This window comes from Citrobacter sp. Cpo012 (assembly GCF_030333015.1).
In the GTDB taxonomy this organism is placed as follows: Bacteria; Pseudomonadota; Gammaproteobacteria; order Enterobacterales; family Enterobacteriaceae; genus Citrobacter; species Citrobacter portucalensis.
This window is the reverse complement of sequence record NZ_JAOWGR010000043.1, coordinates 707,391-726,146: the sequence shown is the minus strand read 5'-3', so window position 1 is coordinate 726,146 and position 18,756 is coordinate 707,391. Positions and strand designations below refer to the sequence as shown.

The window sequence follows — 18,756 nt, the reverse complement described above, 5'->3', positions numbered from 1 at the left end:
TTGATAATCGTCATATATAGATAATTTAATATTATTGTTCTTGTTGTTTTGCATTAGTGATGACGACAGGTTTTGTTCTGTGAACCATACGGTAATGTTGAAATAGTATCGCTATGAATCTATTTCATGGTGAATAGTGTGATTTCATCTTTATTTATAGGGGTATTATATAGTTTTTCTTATAACTATCTGTTTTTAAGCGTTATGTTAATTTTCGCTTTTGAAGTAATTGTGATTTTGTTCACGGATTTTAGTGCGTTAAGTGGCTATTTGTAGAGAGGTGCAAACGGTTGCATGTTGCTGTTACAGCATTTGTTCATTAAAAAAATATAGCGATGGTATGTCTTGTGTCGGTATCGGGGGCAAGAATCTAAATGATTTTTATTATCCCTTAGACATACGAATTCAGTTTATGACTTCTGTTAGCTTAACACCATGGAAAATGTAGTAAAAACAGACAGGGAATATGATTTTATCAATCAAAAGGAGTTTTTAATCACTGGTATAATTACTGGCCTTTTTTATCTTCCTTTATATAAATCGTTGTCGTAACACTCATAAAATCAGCGTTCTGGGATGAGCGCTGATTTTATTTTGTTCTCAGATTATTCAACCCACGCTGTATGCAGGTCTTCTCTTGCAGTACCTCGTAAATGATACATTAAAGGATCTCCTGGAATGGATATTGTTGAACGCTTTATTAACTACACGAAAATCAATACCACGACCTCAAGGGAAAATGGTGCTAATGGGATAATGCCTTCTTCACCTGGTCAAATGGAACTGGCAAAACTACTTGCAGTAGAACTTGAAGCATTAGGAATGGAAAACATTGAGGTCAGGGATACCGCTATTGTGACCGCGACCTTACCTGGAAATACCGATGACACCATCCCTGTCGTTTCCTTTTTTGGTCATCTGGATACCAGCGCAGAACAGACCGCGGACACAAATGCGCAACGTCTTCACTACAGCGGTGGGGATTTGTGTCTGAATCAAGAGCTGAATATTTATCTGCGTGAAAGTGAATTTCCGGAACTGAAAAATTATGTCGGCGATGACCTGCTGGTGACGGATGGTACCAGTCTGCTAGGGGCTGATGATAAAGCCGCCATCGCCGCGATTATGAATGCCCTGGAGTACCTGGTCGCGCATCCGGAGATTAAGCATGGGCCGGTGAAGGTCGGTTTTGTTCCTGATGAAGAGCAGGGATTACGGGGAGCAAAAGCGTTTGATGTTGCGGCGTTTGGCGCTGATTTTGGCTATACCCTGGACTGCTGCGGCATTGGAGAGTTTGTCTATGAGAACTGGAACGCGGGTGATGCGGAAATCATCTTTACCGGCCAGTCCGCGCACCCTATGTCGGCCAAAGGTAAGCTGAAGAACTCTCTGCTGATGGCGCATAAGTTTATTGCGATGCTGCCCGGAGGAGAGGCGCCTGAGTATACGGAAGGACGCGAAGGGTATTACTGGGTAAAACAGCTTCAGGGTAACAGCGCCCGTACGGTACTTAAGCTGGATATCAGGGATTTTACCGAAGAAGGGTATAAGGCGCGTATGGCATATATCCGCCAGCTTGCCGTCAGCACCTGCGCGCTGTGGGGAGAAAACAGCGTGGTCTGTCATTTAACCGATCGCTATGCCAATGTGTTCAATAGTTTGCAGGGCGATGCACACTACCCGATTGATATTGCGTTACGCGCGTATCAGAAGTGTGGTATTACCCCGCAACCTGTCGCCATGCGTGGTGGGTATGATGGCGCAGTGCTATCGCAGAAAGGACTGCCTTGCCCGAATATTTTTACCGGTGCCCATAACTTTCATTCAATTTATGAATATCTACCGGTGCGTTCACTGCGAGCTGCCAGCGATGTGGTGGTAGCGGTCATTGAGGAAACCTTTGCTGAGTTCGCGCAGAGGAGAGCTCAGTCATGATTCAGGTGTTAATTGCCCTACTGGTTATCGTGGTGGTCGCGCGTCTGATACTGAAAGGTTATCGCGCTGAACCCGTGCTGTTCATTGCGGGCCTGGTGTTGATGATTTGTACGGCGTTAATCGGATGGGGTTCTGTATTACCGAAGGGCGTTGCCAGTACGGGGATTTCATTTCTCGATCCTTTCGAGGTGATGCGCGATCTCTTTAGTACGCGTGCTGCCGATCTCGGCCTGATGATTATGGCGCTCATGGGATTTGCGCATTACATGGATCATATCGGGGCAAATGAAGCGGTTGTGCGGGTCGTGACGAAGCCTTTGCGCGCGCTGCGTTCGCCCTATGTGCTTCTATTTTTCTCCTATCTGCTCGCCAGCCTCCTGCAGTTGGCCATCCCATCCGCTACCGGGCTTGCCGTGTTGCTGATGGGGACGATGTTCCCCATTATGCTGGGGTTAGGGCTTTCTGCGGCCTCGGCTGCTGGGGTTATTGCCACCTCGCTTGGTGTGGCGTATACCCCGACGGCCATCGATGCTATCAGGGGATCTAAAGCGGTCAATATGGATGTGGTGGAATACGTTGTTTACCACCAGGGACCCGCAGCGCTGGCAACCGTGCTGGTCGTCGGCGTCTGCCATTTCTTCTGGCAGCGGCATTGCGACCGTAAAGCGGGGACGCTTCCACGGGAAATCGGTAGCGCTGAGGTGACTGATTCAGGAAAAGCCCCGGCTTTTTATGCGCTGCTCCCGATGCTTCCGATACTGATGGCGGTGGGATCATCGGAAATGTTCGTCAGTGGTATTAACCTGAATATTATCACCATTGTGCTCATTTCAATGGCTGTCTGCATGTTGATTGAGTGGCTGCGGGTGCGTGATTTAAAGTCAGTATGCGAAGGATTCAGCCATTTCCTTAAAGGCATGGGCACCGCCTTTACCGGGGTGGTTGGGCTACTGGTTGCGGCAGGTGTTTTTGCTCACGGGATTAAAGTTATTGGTGCCATTGATCAATTAATCCTGATGGCGGAGCACGTGGGATTACCTCCATTTGCTATGGCGGTGGTGTTTGCGCTGGTGACGCTGGCGGCAGCAATTATTATGGGATCGGGTAATGCGCCATTCCTTGCTTTCGTTGAGCTGATCCCGCAAATCGCGGCAAGTATGGGCGCTAACGCTGTTGCCATGATCCTGCCGATGCAGCAGGCATCACATATGGGGCGGGCAATTTCACCGGTTTCCGGCGTGGTGATTGCCGTTTCCAGTGGGGCGAAAATAACGCCATTTGATGTGGTTAAACGTACTGCCGTACCGTTGATCGTGGGCTTTGTAACGCATACCCTGATCATCGGTATTTTCTATTAACTTCGTCTGTAATAAGCAAACTTCCGGGTTGCTGAATGCCCGGTAGTTTGCTTTTTCTGTTTACAGGTCTCATCACAAAAGGTGATATTGATTACTGGTGATTATTATTAACCTTTATCTTTATCGCATTATTCTTATTAGTCATTGTTGAGCCACCCCGGATTAATGATTAATAAGTATGATGTATTATATTTGCACGTTTATTACATAGAGATAAGTTGATCTGGATCATATTTTGGCGATTTTAGTTGTAGTAATTTTTTAATAGAGTAATACAAGAATGACGTGGAATAACAATGATGATTTATTTGGGCAGGTTTAAGTGGTAAGGGATTCTGGAAGAGTTAGTACGTTACGACATCATTATCAGGATGATCTGGAAGCCTTTACCTGGAGTGCGTTAGTCGCAATTGGTATTGCAATAAAGGATCATAAAATCTACTCTAAAATGTCAGAGCATCTATTCATTATGCATTGGCTGGCTATTGCCAAAAAAAGAAAAATATTTTCGAAGAGCATTGTCAGTGAGCTTCAGTGGTTAATTGATGAGGGGAAGAAAAAAAGCCTCAATGCACAACTTAAATTTAAAATAGAATATTTGTACGCCACATCGAGTGGTGATGTGACAATGCAAAACGACTATTTTAAATTTACTCACACGATTGAAGTGTTGAGAAATAATGGGTGGGAGAGCTTTCTGCTCACTCCGGAGAAGTGGCAAGGCCTTCATGAAAGTATTAAGGTCAGAAAAGGTGACTTTATTTTTATGGATGACACCCGGCTTCAGGAGTGCTTTGGCGTGCAGGGCGAGATAGTCAAACCTTTCTGTATTCGAGTGTACGGCGATATTGAGTTTGCAAAGTTAACGTTCATCAAACATAACCTGCCGGTTGAATTTGTGAAACATATTTCGAATGAGTTTTATTACTTCAATTTTCTTTCTGTTAAGTAATGCTTAACAGATATGGGGGACAAATTTCTGTTTGTTCAAAGAGTGTATTGATCTACCTATGAAATTATCGGACATATACCACGCGCAAAGGACAGCGAATGTTTACTCGAAAGTTAGTGATTACAACCGAATGGATAAGGTTGTCGGATACGCCAGACAATGTGTCCATTTCTTTTCGGGGCGTTCTTGAGATCGGTGAAAGCACGGTTGTGCCAGATGGCAACACACCTCTACTTCGCTTAGAAAATGAAATGGCACCTGTCGCCGTTGATGCGTTGTCATGGGTGAGGGTGCCAGTTGAACGCCAGGAAAATGTTATCGTCTATATTTTCTGAATCCTGGTTTATAAATCCATTAATAATGTTAATGTCGATTTGTTCTTATTTTATTCCTCCCGGTGCAAGATGAGATGTCTGGCTGAACAATTCGTTGGGGATCACATCGCGGGTGAGAGCATTTGTAGCGCGTGTACATTATAAATAATGCCAAACACCGCCACCGCGAGCAGAAACAGGGAGGAGATAAAAACGCTGCGTCTGGCAAACCGCTCTGGCATCCAGCGTTTGAAAACCATGATGTAAAAAGACAGCACCGTAACATCAAAAATAACCCACACCAGCGTTAGCGTCAGAATGCTGGTGGTGAAATCTTGCGTAATGGCAATGAACTGGGGAAAAAACGCTACGAAAAACAAAATGTCCTTTGGGTTAGCGACCCCTGTCAGAAATCCATGGATAAGCCCGCTGTTATCGCGTTTTGGCGCACTCAGTCCGAGGTGTGAGTCCCTGGCCCGCAGGCCGTTAATCGCCATCACACCGATATACAACGATCCCACAAGACCCAGTACGCCAAGCCATATCGCAGAGATTGATACCACACCAGCTAGCATCAGTGCAGCCAGAGCAATCAATACTAAAGAAGCGCCGTTAGTGCCAATCAGCGTGAGAAAGGCCCGGCGATAGCCGTGCTGCGACGCGGTGGTGGTAATCAGCGCCACGACAGGACCCGGAGTTAACAGCAGGGTTACTACGCTGAGGCTATAGGCAGCCAGTAAAGTGAAATTCATACCTGATTATCCTGATGATATTTTCCATCAGTATTCCGCCTGCGTGGCGCATTGAAAAACGAATAAAACTGCGCTCTACTGTGAGTAAAACTCAACATAGAAGCTGAGAATGACGCTACCTCCGTTGTATGCCCTGAGGGCTTTTGAAGCCGCAGCCCGTCTGGGATCGTTCAGTAAAGCCGCTATTCAACTTAACGTGACACCGGGCGCGGTAAGCCGTCATATTCGCACGCTGGAGGCATGGTTTGGTTGTGAGCTATTTGTCCGCAGCGGCCCGCGTATCGAGATAACGCCTTCTGGCCAAGGGCTGGCGCAGCAGTTGACGGCTGGGTTTCAGAGTCTGGAACACGCGTGTCATGCCTTTCGCAGCAGCAGTCATGAGCTACGGCTGAAAGCGCCGTCTACATTGACGATGCGCTGGCTTCTGGACGTGCTGCGTCATTTCCGTGAAGCGCATCCGACCCCGGTTGTCGAAATTTCCAGCGTCTGGATGGATACCGATTCGGTATCCTTCGGTCGTGAACCGTATGACTGTGCGATCCTGTTAGGGAATGGCCATTTTGGTGACGATACCGACAGCCGGTTGCTGTTTCAGGAGTGGCTTATCCCGGTGTGCTCACCCGCACTGCTGGTGCAGGCGCAGCGCGATCTTTCTGCCTGTGAACTGATTCATCCCTCAGCGGATCGCCGTGACTGGCGTCGGTGGCTGCAACGCACCGGGAAGTTTCCGGCGTTGAATCTTGCGCGAGGCAAAGTGTTCGACACCCTGGAGCAGGGCAGTCTTGCCGCGATGAGCGGTCATGGCGTGTCCGTTGCCGACCTGCTGTTAAGCCTGGCGGCCATTCAGGCAGGGATGTTGGCGTTACCGTTTAAAGATGCGGTAGCGACTGGCGAGGGCTATTACCTTGTCTGGCCAAAGACTTCAACACGGCTTAGAAATATTGAGCTGCTGTATCGCTGGTTAAAAGAGGCTGCGCCGTGTGTCTCCTCGGCAGATCTAAACTGGCTGGATTAAGCTGTTTATTCTGCTAATCACCCATATTGATAATGGTTCTCATTATTATTGTCGTATTGCGCAGGTAATGGTAATGTTGCTTCAGTTATAAACCGTTAATCCCATTTTCTGCGCAGAAGACAGCATGAACAATACCACCGCCCTGAATGCCTCCGGACGCGTCGCTCGCACTTTCTCCGTCAGCGAGTTTATGGATTTTGGTGAGCGCTACGGGATCGATTACCGCTTTCCCCAGTTGGCACAAAGGCCGGATTTACCGTCTGGCAGCCCTGTTCTGCAAGGTGAAATTGAGGAGATGACTCTCCCATGTGGGATGTGCGTGACGCACTCCGACGTACAGGTATTGCAACCCTACGAAACCACCTCTCGTCACGACAGCCCTCTGTATATGCTGGTGGTACTGGAAGGCTGCGTGATCCTGACGCTTAACGGACAGGAGCATGTGGTGCGCTCCGGCATGGCGTTTAGCTCGCGCCTGAGTGAGCACCAGACGATGCGTGCCCGTCATCATGCTGATTGTAAACTGCGGACATTATCGCTCGGTTTGTATCCCGACGGCGCGTGTCGCACGGGGTTGCTCGAATCGTTGATGCGTGAGTGGGAAAGATGCCAGACGCCGACGCTTATCTGGCAGGTGCCGGGGTTTTTACTCAGCGGACTGCAGTACGCGCAGCAGAGTACGATTAGCCATGTTTCTCGTCAGCTGATGTTGGAAGGGCTGATATTACAACTGTTTGGTCATGGCCTCAGCGTGTGTCAGGTCGAGAGCGGTAAACGTCTTGCGGCGAGCGGTGAGCAGCAGCGACTGGAGGTCGTTCGCCGACTGCTGGAGCAAAGTCCCGAAAATGACTACACCCTTAATGAACTGGCCCAACGCGCAGCGATGAGTCCCAGCAGCCTGCGCAGTAAGTTTCGCGCAGCCTATGGCTGTTCGGTATTCGACTACCTGCGCGATTGCCGTCTGGAACGTGCACGCGGCTATCTACTGGAAGGATATAGCGTACAGCAGGCGGCCTGGATGTCGGGTTATCAGCACGCCACCAACTTTTCTACCGCTTTTCGTCGCCGTTACGGCTTTTCACCCGGTGATTTGCTCAAACTTTGCTAATCCATATTTGCGATTTACGCACGTGATTTCCTGACAATTTGGCACTGCGCATAGGCAACCTGGCATCCGGCATAGCTATCTCCGTCAGCAAAAAGGTAATAATTCTCACTTACAATTAGACATGCCTTTGGAGATATTCATGTTCGCGAAGACTCGCTTGGCGCTGCTGGTGGGATGGGTTACCGGCAGCGTGGCTTTTCCTCTGCTGGCGCAGGAAACAACAAAAAACGATACGGTGGTTGTCACCTCGCAGATGCAGAGCGGGGCCACGAAGCTTGCCACGCCGGATATTGAAACGCCGCAGTCGGTATCGATCGTAACCCGTGAACAGTTTGAAGAGCAGGGCGCAACCAGCGTGCGCCAGGCCGTCAGCTATACGCCGGGGGTGTACAGCAATCAGATTGGCGCCTCCAACCGCTTTGACTACATCGTGCTGCGTGGCTTTTCTGACGGTAGCCTGGATAACGTCTATCTTGATGGTCTGAAGATGATGGGCGACACCAACTCACACAGCTCGCTGGTGGTCGATCCGTGGTTCCTCGAAGATATCGAAGTCGTACGCGGTCCGGCTTCCGTACTGTATGGTCGTTCCTCTCCGGGTGGCATTGTGGCGCTGACCTCACGTAAGCCATCGTTTGATGCGGGCGGCGAAGTGAAGCTGTTTGCCGGCAACAATAACCAGCGCGGCGCGGCGTTTGACGTCACCGGGGCACTGGATGATAACGAGCGCGTGGCGGCGCGACTGAGCGGGATGACGCGTTACGCGGACTCGCAGTTTGGTCCATTGAAGGAAGAGCGTTACGCGCTGATGCCCAGCCTGACCTGGCGTATCACCGACCAGACGCGTCTGGATCTGATGGCCTATCTGCACCGCGACCCGGAAGGCGGTAGCCACTCCGGTCTGCCGTATGACGGCACCGTGGTTCCGCATTACGGGCAAAAGATCTCCAACACCTTTTACGAAGGCGAGGATGATTACGACAAATACGATCGCCGTGAAAACATGGTGGGCTACAACATTGAGCATATGTTTGATAGCGGTTGGTCGGTGCGGCAAAAGCTGCGCTATCTGCATACCGACGTTGAGCTGAATCAGGTGTATGCGGCGGGCTGGCTGAATGAAACCGAGCTTAATCGCGGTTACTCCGGCTCCGATGAAAAAATGTCGGCGATTACGCTGGATAACCAGCTTGACGGCAGCTTTGATACCTGGCAGGTAAACCACCGTCTGCTGGTGGGGATCGACTATCAGGATCGCAGCAACAATACTACCGGTTACTACGGTGCTTTCCCGCCGATTGACGCTTTTAACCCAGTGTACGGCGCGAAGCCTGATTACATCGACATGTATGCGCGTGAGAAACACAAGCTGCGCCAGACGGGTTACTATTTGCAGGATCAGATATCATGGGATCGCTGGCGTATTACGCTCGGTGGTCGCTACGATCAGGTCAGCGTTTCTAACATTGATAAGATCAAGGATACTCGTAGCGATCTGGATAAAAACAACTTCAGTACCCGTGCCGCGCTGCTCTATTTATTCGATAACGGCTTTGCGCCGTACGTGAGTTATTCCACTGCCTTTACGCCAACCAGTTTTGCCGATGAGAACGGCAATCTGCTGGATCCGATGAAAGGCAAGCAGTGGGAAGCCGGGCTGAAATATGAGCCGGAAGGACTCAACAGCCAGTTCAGCGCATCGGTATTCCGTATTAATCAGACGAATATAGCCACCAAAGAAGAGCCGACCGATCCGTACCGCTCGATTGGGGAAATTGAATCTGAAGGGGTGGAGCTGGAGGCAATTAGCCAACTGACGGATAGCTTCCGTTTGCAGGCGGCGTATACCTATACCGACATTCGCTATAAGAAAAGCAGCCCGGAAGAGCAGGGCAAGCGAGCAGTGTACGCCCCGCGTAACCAGGCCAGTACCTGGCTGAGCTACGATGTGAAAAGCGGTCCGCTGGACGGCCTGACGTTGGGTTCAGGCGTGCGCTACGTTAACGGTATTACCAGCGATCGCCTGAATACTCACACCCTGCCGTCCTACACACTGGTGGATATGGTGATTGGTTACGACTTAACGAATATCGGCATTAAAGGGTTGAGCGCGCAGTTGAACGTTAACAACCTGACCGACAAGCGCTACGTTGCAGCCTGTAACTCGCTCTCATACTGCTACTTCGGCGCCGAGCGCAGCATTGTCGGCAGTGTGTCCTGGAAATTCTGATGTTTTAGCCGGATGCGGCGCTGGCGCCTTATCCGGCCTACAGCAGCGTGCAAATCGTAGGCCTGATAAGCGCAGCGCATCAGGCTTTGTGATTGCGGCTATTTTGTAAAACCGTTCTGCAGACAAATCTGCGCGCTGGCGCCTTATCCGGCCTACGGCAGCGTGCAAATCGTAGGCCTGATAAGCGCAGCGCATCAGGCTTTGTGATTGCGGCTATTGTGTAAAACCGTTTTGCAGACAAATCTGCGCGCTGGCGCCTTATCCGGCCTACGGTAGCGTGTAAATCGTAGGTCTGATAAGCGCAGCGCATCAGGCTTTGTGATTGCGGCTATTGTGTAAAACCGTTCTGCAGACAAATCTGCGTGCTGGTTCTCAGCGTAAAGGCGACTTTGTCTGGGTACTGGCTGTAATAGTTATGCTCTTCTTCCAGCCCTTTTGCCTGCGCCAGACGTACCGTTTCCAGCGAGCAGGTACGGTAGATCAGGTCTTTATTCATATTGGTCTGCTTTTCGCGCTGTTTATCTGCGGACAGCGCCAGCCAGCTTTCGGACAGTGAGTAATCGTAGACCACCCGATTTCCTTTCGCCTGCACGTTCTCAATGGTAATAAATTCGTCGATTTTCAGTCTTGGCTGCCCGCGCATTTTTTTCTTATCTTCTGCGGCGGCATATTGGGCCAGCGCATGAATATCCATACTGGCTATTTTCTGTTTATAAGCATCTACATAAGCGGTAGGTTGCTGATAATGCTGAGCGTAAGCGTTTCTTAATTCCCCGTCATTCATCGTACAACCTGCCATAAACAGAGGTAATAGCAGTGCCAGTTTTATTTTAGTCATGATGTTATCCCGTTCATTATTTTGATCCCAGTCGCCCATAACAAAATAGAAAAATTATTACAGATGATATTTAAGGTTGTATAAACGAGAGCGCGATGGCACAAGTTCAATTGTCTTAAAATGGCAGGACAGGCGGGAAACCCTGCCAGAATTGGCAGGGTTTTGAACATACTGATAAAAAAATTAATGGCCGATCATCTTTGCCTTCGGGATCAGCTGGAAATACATATGATCGGGCACTGGCGTATCCCAGACATTGGCATAAACGGCATAACCAATGGTGGCAAACAGAATGCCAAGCACCAGTAGCGTCATGGCAACACCTGATAGCGTCCTCTGTCGCCATAACGGTTTACCGTTGTCTTGCGCCCCCGGTGGTGTTTGCAGTGAGAAGCTCAGCGTTGAGGCCACCGGGCAGGATTCAACGCAGGTCATGCAGCCAGTGCATTCCACGGTACGCACCTGAATCAGTCTGTCGACCGGGATATTCGACGGGCAGTTTTTCGCGCATTTTCCGCAGTCGATGCAGCTGTCTGCGTTACGGCGGATTTTAAACGGCGAGAGCAGCGAGAACAGACCGAGCAGCGCACCATAAGGGCACAGATAGCGGCACCAGGCATTGCGAATAAACAGGCTCAGGACACTGATAACGACAACAAAGATGAGCGTAGCGGAGCCAATATGGCGAAAGAAATCGAGCATCTTCACGTCGATAATCATGCCATAGGCCGACATTAGAAAATACTGAATCCCCTGTGCAGGCATCGACAGGGCGATATACAAAAAGAAACTCAGCAGCAAATACTTCAGACTGAGCAGCGGGATATCCAGCCAGCGCGGCAGCGTGAAGTTGCGACCAAATACTTTTTTCCCCAGATTGCCGAGCAGTTCGGACAGCGTGCCCACCGGGCATAACCACGAACAGAAGGCTTTTTTTAACAACAGACTAATCAGGATAAACGCAACTAACAGCAGCATGGAGGCGGCATGGATAGGCGGAAGAAAACCAGTCTCCAACGTATAGCGGATATTCATCAAACCCGCGATTGGTAGCCATCCCTCAATACCACCTGGCCTTGGAATATAGACGCTGGTGCCGGCGGTTTCGAAATAGCGGACCCAGTAATAGAACGTTACGCCAATATAAATATTAATAGCCAGCAGGAGAAACTGGGTGGCTTTTCGCCAGCTGCTGGCGTTGCGCCAGTCATTCCACGGCAGTTTGCCTCCGATCGTGCCTGGACGGCGCTGCCAGCGCGTTCTTTTCTTCCCGTTCATGGTTTTATACTATCCCTCATATTTCCCCTTCTGCATTCAGAAGGCGTCATCACCGGGATATGCTAGCGCTATTCAGATTTGGTGTATTTGATTTACATCTTATTACGTGGCTGTTATTTTCATCATGCCAATATGCCTGAATAAAAATAACAGCTCGGTATTTATCGCCGATCAGATAAATACCCTGAATGGGGTATTTATTTCTCTGTGGCGGAGAAGGTTATTCCTGATATACCTCTATGCGATCGCGGCCATTACTTTTCGCCAGATAAAGCGCGCGATCGGCTTTATCAACCAACTGTTTATAGTCGGGATGATAGTCATATTCGGCGATGCCAATGCTGACGGTAATAGAAAATGATTCTGCCGCCGATGCCGCCATGCACATCCCGGCAATCTTCATACGCAGCGTTTCGAGAATGATACTGGCCTGCGACTTGTCTGACTCGACGAGCAGGATCATAAATTCTTCACCACCGTAGCGGAACACGTAATCGCTGCTACGGATATGATCATAAATGACTGCTGCGACGTTTTTGAGCGTCAGATCGCCGGTATTATGCCCGAAGTTATCGTTAATTTGCTTGAAGTAGTCGATATCCAGCATCGCCAGGCTAAAAGGCTTCCGCGCATGTAACGCTAACGAAATCTCACGCCGCATGATGGTTGGAATAAAGCGGCGGTTAAGTAACTGGGTCAGCGAGTCTTTACCATTTTCCTGTTTCACCAGTGCGTCAAACATTGAGGCGAGCAGGAAATGGATTTTTGCCGACAGCTGGCGGACATCCTGCAACAGGCTCATCCTCTCAGGTTCTGTCGGCTGATGCTGAGGTGACAGGGTGGTCGTCATGCGGTTGTCGATCTCTGCTATCAGCGATTCCATTTCATTCAACAGATTGCTGTTGCCGAGAATGTGTTTTCCTTTATGCGAGAACCACATACCAAAATCAGAATTTGCCAGAAATACCATCTCACCGAAAGGCATACCGATGGCGATGTTATAGATAAACTGATTTTCCCAGTCGGTAAATGAGCGAATTTGTCGTTCGCGTTCGACGTTAACGTCATCGTAAATGGTCTGCAGGCGATACTGCTCCTGCGTATGCAGGGAGTTTTGGTGGCTTGGGGAATAAGAGACGGTCATGGCCTCCAGCGCAGTATCCATTGCCAGACTGCTGAAACAGATAGCATTGCTCAGCAGGGAAGACGAGTCGTCAGCTTTGGTTTTCAATACCCGATACAGCTCATCCTTGAGCTTACGCGCGCCGCGGTTTACCAGATCGATGGGCAGGCCGATACGGGCATGCACCACGCCAATTTCTCGCTGTTTGGCCAGCAGCTGCGGTAGATCTTCGTGCGCGCTGCCAAGCACGCTGCGTAACCAGTCAAACATACTGCCGCTGAGGCGGGTACTGACCTGTTCTGTATTGAGGAACAATGCGCTCTGGGCATGGGAGAGCATATAGTCATAAAAAACGGTCACTAAATGGCGGATCTCTTCATCGCTTAACGATGTGAGGAGCGTGTGAACGTCAGGCGATGTTTGTCGTATCAGCGCCTGCCATTCTGTAAGGAGTAATGTGTCGTTTACCGGTTCAACCTGTTCCATCTCACTGCCACTCAACCTGCGATTAAAAATTCAGGCGGTATTACGGACAATTACCTCACAATGGTCAAGTTAAACTCTCTTATCGATGGCTAATACCTTCATAAATAAGTCTTAGCGCGAAAACACCTATTATTGCGCCAATCACCCGGCTGGCAACGCGTTGGATGCGACCATACGCCCGTCGCACGGCAGGCAAAGAAAATGCCTGGCTGAGAAAAATACGCCAGATAACGGAAGACAACACAATGCCTGCCCAGGCCATCAGTCTGGCCCACGTAGGCGTGTCTGCGCTTAAGGTGACCGAGAAGATACTAATAAAAAACAGTACGGTTTGCGGATTTGATAAATCCGTTAGTAATCCACGGCGGAAAAACACATACCAGGGGGCGGAAAGCGGCTGCTGTAGCGTGGGCATTTGCGGCGTGGCCTGATGGCGGATGCTGTTCCAGGCAAACCACAGCAGATAGGCGCCGCCGACAATCTTAATCAATGAAAATATCTCTTCACACTGGGTGATTAGCGTTGCCATACCAAAAAGCCCAAGGCCGGAGTAAAACGCATCACCCAAGGCAACACCCAGACCGGTCATCACTCCTGCGCGTCGTCCGGATGCCAGGCTAGTTTGTACTACCACGAACAGGTTTGCGCCGGGGTTAAAAAAGGTTAAAACAAAGAGGCTGATGGTAAGAACGACGGCGTGCAGAGGTTCCATAGACAACATTTCCATTAGTAAGCGCTTAAGTGACAGCTAACACTATAATTTTAGTGTGTTCATCATTCTGCGTATTCACTCACACTGCGCAGTGAAACGCGCTGAGATTTGCAAATGACTTCATAGATTATTTTGTGCAAACCTGGCGCGTCAGATAACGCGACGGCACAGGTTTTCTGTTATCAACGATTCGCAAAATCTCTTTATATTTCCGCCTGCTCTGGATCTTTTTGCCAGGCTGAACTACTTATTAATCATCCTTGACTCGCATGTCGAATGTTCAGGGGTCGATGATGGCATATATAACAAAATCTGGAGCTTTTATATGAAAACTGGAATTAAAGTACTTATTGGTGCGTTAGCTTTTGTTGTGACCAACGCGTACGCCGCGGAATTTATGACGAAGGTTGAGTTTGAAAAGGTTGAGTCTCAGTATACAAAAATCGGTGATATTTCAACGAGTAATGAAGTCTCTACTTCGGATGCTAAAGAAGACCTTCTGAAGAAAGCTGAAGAGAAAGGCGCTGACGTGGTGGTATTAACCTCCGGCCAAACGGATAACAAAATCCATGGCACAGCGAATATTTACAAGAAAAAATAACGTGCAGCTGTAAAAAATACGACACCCGTCGGTCATTGTACCGGCGGGGTTTCTTTTAATCTGCGCCAGAACGTGGTTCTGCTAATTCCGAGATAGCGTGCAGCCGCGGTTTTATCACCATTGAATTGTGCCAACACCTGTTGTGGCGTCAGCAATGACGATGCTTGCGGTGAGTCTGCAACAATGGCCAGTTCCGGTAACAGCTGTTGTAAAAAATCCACATTCAGCTCTGGCTGCGGCTCGACGCTTAAAAACAGTGCCAGACGTTCCATCATATTACGCAGTTCGCGGATATTCCCCGGCCAGCCATAATTCAGCAGCGTCGGCTGACTTAATCCCAACCCCTTGCGTACAGGCTCAGAAAACGGCACGTCCAGTTCCGCCAGCGACTGTTTTAAAAAGCCTTCCGCCAGTGGCAGGATATCGGGCAACCGCTCGCGCAGCGGCGGCAGCTTGAGGCGTAAAATGCTCAACCGATAAAACAGATCGGTACGAAATTCCCCCAGTTTCATCTCCTGCTCCAGATTACAGTGCGTGGCGCTAATCACCCGGACATCGACCGGAATCGGCTGATGTCCTCCGACCCGGGTAACCTCTTTTTCTTCCAGCACACGCAGCAGTCGGGTTTGTAACGGCAGCGGCATCTCGCCTATCTCGTCAAGAAACAGGGTTCCGCCGTGAGCGATTTCAAACAGGCCCGCGCGTCCCCCTCGGCGAGAGCCGGTAAAGGCGCCATCCTCATAGCCGAACAGCTCCGCTTCCAGCAATGACTCGGTGATTGCCCCGCAGTTGACGGCAACAAACGGCGGTGAGGGTTTACCGCGCCGATTCTCCTGACGGGTGAAAAACTCACGGTGAATGGCCTGTGCGGCCAGCTCTTTACCCGTTCCTGTTTCGCCCTGAATGAGGACCGGCGCACGCGAACGGGCGTACAGCATAATGGTGTGCCGTACCTGTTCCATCTGCGCAGAGTGACCGCGCATATCTCCGAGCGCGTAGCGAGTGCGCAACGTATCGCCAGAGGCGTACTGACCGTTTCTGCGTAATGTCAGGCGGGTCATATCCAACGCATCGACAAAGGCCTGGCGCACGGTGGCCGCCGAATAGATAAAGATGCCGGTCATGCCTGCTTCTTCTGCCAGATCGGTAATCAACCCCGCACCAACTACCGCTTGTGTACCGCCAGCCTTCAGCTCGTTGATTTGCCCACGAGCATCTTCTTCGGTGATATAGCTGCGCTGTTCAAGCTGCAAATTGAAGGTTTTTTGAAACGCGAGAAGCGCCGGGAGGGGTTCCTGATAGGTAATGATGCCAATTGACGAGGTGAGTTTTCCCGCTTTTGCCAGCGCCTGTAGCACGTCGAATCCGCTGGGTTTAATCAGGATCACCGGAATAGACAAACGGCTTTTCAGATATGCGCCGTTGGAGCCTGCCGCAATGATGGCATCGCAACGCTCGGTGGCCAGCTTCTTACGGATATAGGCCACCGCTTTTTCGAAACCAAGCTGAATGGGGGTGATGGTCGCCAGGTGGTCGAACTCCAGACTGATGTCGCGAAACAGTTCAAACAGGCGGGTGACCGAGACTGTCCAGATAACCGGTTTATCGTCGTTCACTCGCGGCGGTAGATGCGTATCTGCCATAACTAACCCCAAAAATTAAGGAACCGAGTAGTAGGGTTTAGTTGTGTTTCATAAATGTTGCAATGAAACGTGAAGGAACGTTTCATGAAACGATAGCTGACACGCTTTTGTGCAACAAAAATAGAAACATTGGATTTAATTTGTTGTTTTAAAAGATAAAAAATTAAATTGAAGAGAAAATAAGCTCCCTGGCATACCCCTTGCTTTAGAAATATCAACGAACGATAACAAGTTGATAACAAGAGGACGGGATATGTCTCTACACTCCCCAGGGCTGGCGTTTCGCGCTGCGCTCACTAAAGAAAACCCATTACAAATCGTTGGCACCATCAACGCCAACCACGCTCTGCTGGCTCAACGTGCCGGGTATCAAGCGATTTATCTCTCCGGCGGCGGTGTCGCTGCGGGGTCGCTGGGGCTGCCGGATCTCGGCATTTCTACCCTTGATGATGTGCTGACTGATATTCGTCGCATTACGGATGTTTGCCCGCTGCCGTTGCTGGTGGATGCGGATATTGGTTTTGGATCGTCTGCATTCAACGTGGCGCGTACCGTCAAGTCGATTTCCAAAGCGGGTGCTGCTGCGCTGCATATTGAAGATCAGATCGGCGCCAAGCGCTGCGGTCATCGCCCGAACAAGGCGATCGTCTCGAAAGAAGAGATGGTCGACAGGATCCGCGCAGCCGTTGATGCGCGCACCGATCCCAACTTTGTGATTATGGCGCGAACCGATGCACTGGCGGTGGAAGGGTTAGAGGCTGCCATCGATCGTGCCCAGGCGTATGTCGAAGCGGGCGCTGACATGCTGTTCCCGGAAGCCATTACCGAACTTGCGATGTACCGCCAGTTTGCCGATGCGGTACAGGTACCAATTCTCGCCAACATTACTGAATTTGGCGCCACACCGCTGTTTACCACCGATGAACTGCGCAGCGCGAACGTTGCGATGGCGCTATACCCGCTGTCAGCTTTCCGCGCCATGAACCGCGCGGCGGAGAAGGTTTACAACGTGCTGCGTCAGGAAGGTACGCAAAAGAACGTTATCGACATTATGCAGACGCGCAACGAGCTGTACGAAAGCATCAATTACTACCAGTTCGAAGAGAAACTCGACGCGTTGTACACAAAAAAGTAACCGTCGTAGGCCGGATAAGGCCTAGCCGCCATCCGGCAATAAATTAGTACCCTACATATTACAATAATGACGAGGACAACATGAGCGACACAACGATCCTGCAAAATAGTACCCATGTCATTAAACCTAAAAAATCGGTTGCGCTGTCAGGCGTCGCTGCCGGAAATACTGCCTTATGTACCGTGGGTAAAAGCGGTAACGATCTGCACTATCGTGGCTACGATATTCTTGATCTGGCACAACAGTGCGAATTTGAAGAAGTTGCGCATCTGCTGATTCACGGGAAATTACCCACCCGCGATGAGCTCACCGCCTATAAAAGCAAACTGAAAGCGCTGCGCGGATTGCCCGCTAACGTGCGTACCGTACTGGAAGCGCTGCCTGCCGCCTCGCATCCGATGGACGTGATGCGCACTGGTGTTTCCGCGCTGGGTTGTACGCTGCCGGAAAAAGAAGGACATACCGTCTCCGGCGCACGCGATATTGCCGACAAACTGCTGGCTTCGCTCAGTTCTATCCTCCTGTACTGGTATCACTACAGCCATAACGGCGAGCGCATTCAGCCGGAAACCGACGATGATTCTATTGGCGGTCACTTCTTGCATTTGCTGCATGGTGAGAAGCCATCACAAAGCTGGGAAAAGGCGATGCACATTTCGCTGGTGCTGTACGCCGAGCACGAGTTTAACGCTTCTACCTTCACGGGGCGTGTGATTGCGGGAACTGGCTCTGATATGTACTCCGCGATTATCGGTGCGATTGGCGCACTGCGTGGGCCGAAACACGGCGGAGCGAATGAAGTATCGCTGGAGATCCAGCAACGCTATGAAACGCCGGATGAAGCCGAAGCAGATATCCGTAAACGCGTTGAAAATAAAGAAGTGGTGATTGGCTTTGGTCACCCGGTTTACACCATTGCCGACCCGCGCCACCAGGTGATCAAGAGCGTGGCGAAACAGCTTTCTCAGGAAGGCGGTTCGCTGAAAATGTACAACATCGCCGACCGCCTGGAAGAGGTGATGTGGGAAACGAAAAAGATGTTCCCCAACCTCGACTGGTTCTCGGCAGTCTCTTACAACATGATGGGCGTCCCCACTGAAATGTTCACACCACTGTTCGTTATCGCCCGCGTCACTGGCTGGGCGGCGCACATCATCGAACAGCGTCAGGACAACAAAATTATCCGTCCTTCCGCCAACTATACCGGCCCGGAAGATCGCGTATTTGTCTCGATTGATCAGCGTTGCTAATGCAAAACCTCTAAAGATAAAAAAAC

General features: G+C 50.2%; 16 protein-coding genes. 10 read left to right on the top strand and 6 right to left on the bottom strand.

What is annotated here, in order from left to right:
* Nucleotides 1-678: 678 nt before the first annotated feature.
* From pepT to OGX90_RS23195, 4 genes are all read left to right on the top strand, one after another.
* Nucleotides 679-1,935: a peptidase T gene (pepT, locus tag OGX90_RS23210; protein WP_008783847.1), complete on the top strand. Its 1,257-nt coding sequence runs from the start codon at nt 679-681 to the stop codon at nt 1,933-1,935.
* Nucleotides 1,932-3,293: a C4-dicarboxylate transporter DcuC gene (dcuC, locus tag OGX90_RS23205; protein WP_286624778.1), complete on the top strand. Its 1,362-nt coding sequence runs from the start codon at nt 1,932-1,934 to the stop codon at nt 3,291-3,293. The genes pepT and dcuC overlap by 4 nt, the downstream gene beginning before the upstream one ends.
* 322 nt (nt 3,294-3,615) lie before the next feature.
* Entirely contained in the window at nt 3,616-4,245 is a 630-nt protein-coding gene (locus OGX90_RS23200) for a DUF2913 family protein (protein ID WP_048226383.1), read from the top strand.
* 98 nt (nt 4,246-4,343) lie between these two features.
* Nucleotides 4,344-4,580: a hypothetical protein gene (locus tag OGX90_RS23195; protein ID WP_020996594.1), complete on the top strand. Its 237-nt coding sequence runs from the start codon at nt 4,344-4,346 to the stop codon at nt 4,578-4,580.
* Nucleotides 4,581-4,681: 101 nt separating this feature from the next.
* Here OGX90_RS23195 and OGX90_RS23190 read toward each other — a convergent pair whose 3' ends face one another.
* Nucleotides 4,682-5,311, bottom strand: coding sequence for a LysE family translocator (locus OGX90_RS23190; RefSeq protein WP_079935108.1), 630 nt, complete (start codon nt 5,309-5,311; stop codon nt 4,682-4,684).
* Between the two features lie 109 nt (nt 5,312-5,420).
* On the opposite strand from OGX90_RS23190, the gene OGX90_RS23185 reads away from it, so the two are divergent.
* The 3 genes from OGX90_RS23185 to foxA all read left to right on the top strand — a co-directional run bounded on the left by OGX90_RS23185 (nt 5,421) and on the right by foxA (nt 9,664).
* Nucleotides 5,421-6,326: a LysR substrate-binding domain-containing protein gene (locus OGX90_RS23185; RefSeq protein WP_048236016.1), complete on the top strand. Its 906-nt coding sequence runs from the start codon at nt 5,421-5,423 to the stop codon at nt 6,324-6,326.
* A gap of 124 nt (nt 6,327-6,450) precedes the next feature.
* Nucleotides 6,451-7,434, top strand: coding sequence for a helix-turn-helix transcriptional regulator (locus tag OGX90_RS23180; protein ID WP_071444609.1), 984 nt, complete (start codon nt 6,451-6,453; stop codon nt 7,432-7,434).
* A 121-nt stretch (nt 7,435-7,555) separates the two neighbouring features.
* Entirely contained in the window at nt 7,556-9,664 is a 2,109-nt protein-coding gene (gene foxA / locus OGX90_RS23175; protein WP_286624776.1) for a ferrioxamine B receptor FoxA, read from the top strand.
* Nucleotides 9,665-9,992: 328 nt separating this feature from the next.
* Here the strand turns inward: foxA and OGX90_RS23170 are convergent, their stop codons facing one another.
* From OGX90_RS23170 to OGX90_RS23155, 4 genes are all read right to left on the bottom strand, one after another.
* On the bottom strand, nt 9,993-10,502 hold the full coding sequence (locus OGX90_RS23170; protein ID WP_233899549.1) for a hypothetical protein: 510 nt from the start codon (nt 10,500-10,502) through the stop codon (nt 9,993-9,995).
* 183 nt (nt 10,503-10,685) lie between these two features.
* Nucleotides 10,686-11,780 carry a 4Fe-4S binding protein gene (locus OGX90_RS23165; protein ID WP_286583420.1) on the bottom strand — a complete coding sequence of 365 codons (1,095 nt, stop codon included), beginning with the start codon at nt 11,778-11,780 and terminating at the stop codon, nt 10,686-10,688.
* A gap of 220 nt (nt 11,781-12,000) precedes the next feature.
* Nucleotides 12,001-13,389, bottom strand: a complete 1,389-nt coding sequence (locus tag OGX90_RS23160; protein WP_286624772.1) for a diguanylate cyclase — start codon at nt 13,387-13,389, stop codon at nt 12,001-12,003.
* A 79-nt stretch (nt 13,390-13,468) separates the two neighbouring features.
* Entirely contained in the window at nt 13,469-14,101 is a 633-nt protein-coding gene (locus OGX90_RS23155) for a LysE family transporter (RefSeq protein WP_008783857.1), read from the bottom strand.
* Between the two features lie 325 nt (nt 14,102-14,426).
* Here OGX90_RS23155 and yahO point away from each other — a divergent pair, with 325 nt between their 5' ends.
* A complete protein-coding gene (yahO, locus tag OGX90_RS23150; RefSeq protein ID WP_032942474.1) occupies nt 14,427-14,702 on the top strand; it encodes a DUF1471 family periplasmic protein YahO in 276 nt (91 codons plus the stop codon).
* Nucleotides 14,703-14,734: 32 nt separating this feature from the next.
* On the opposite strand, the gene prpR is transcribed toward yahO, so the two are convergent.
* On the bottom strand, nt 14,735-16,345 hold the full coding sequence (prpR, locus tag OGX90_RS23145; protein WP_267458789.1) for a propionate catabolism operon regulatory protein PrpR: 1,611 nt from the start codon (nt 16,343-16,345) through the stop codon (nt 14,735-14,737).
* Nucleotides 16,346-16,598: 253 nt separating this feature from the next.
* On the opposite strand from prpR, the gene prpB reads away from it, so the two are divergent.
* Together prpB and prpC are read left to right on the top strand one after the other, a co-directional pair.
* Entirely contained in the window at nt 16,599-17,480 is an 882-nt protein-coding gene (gene prpB, locus OGX90_RS23140; protein ID WP_003830903.1) for a methylisocitrate lyase, read from the top strand.
* A gap of 80 nt (nt 17,481-17,560) precedes the next feature.
* Complete coding sequence (gene prpC / locus OGX90_RS23135; RefSeq protein ID WP_060682693.1) at nt 17,561-18,730, top strand: bifunctional 2-methylcitrate synthase/citrate synthase; 1,170 nt, start codon at nt 17,561-17,563, stop codon at nt 18,728-18,730.
* Nucleotides 18,731-18,756: the final 26 nt, after the last annotated feature.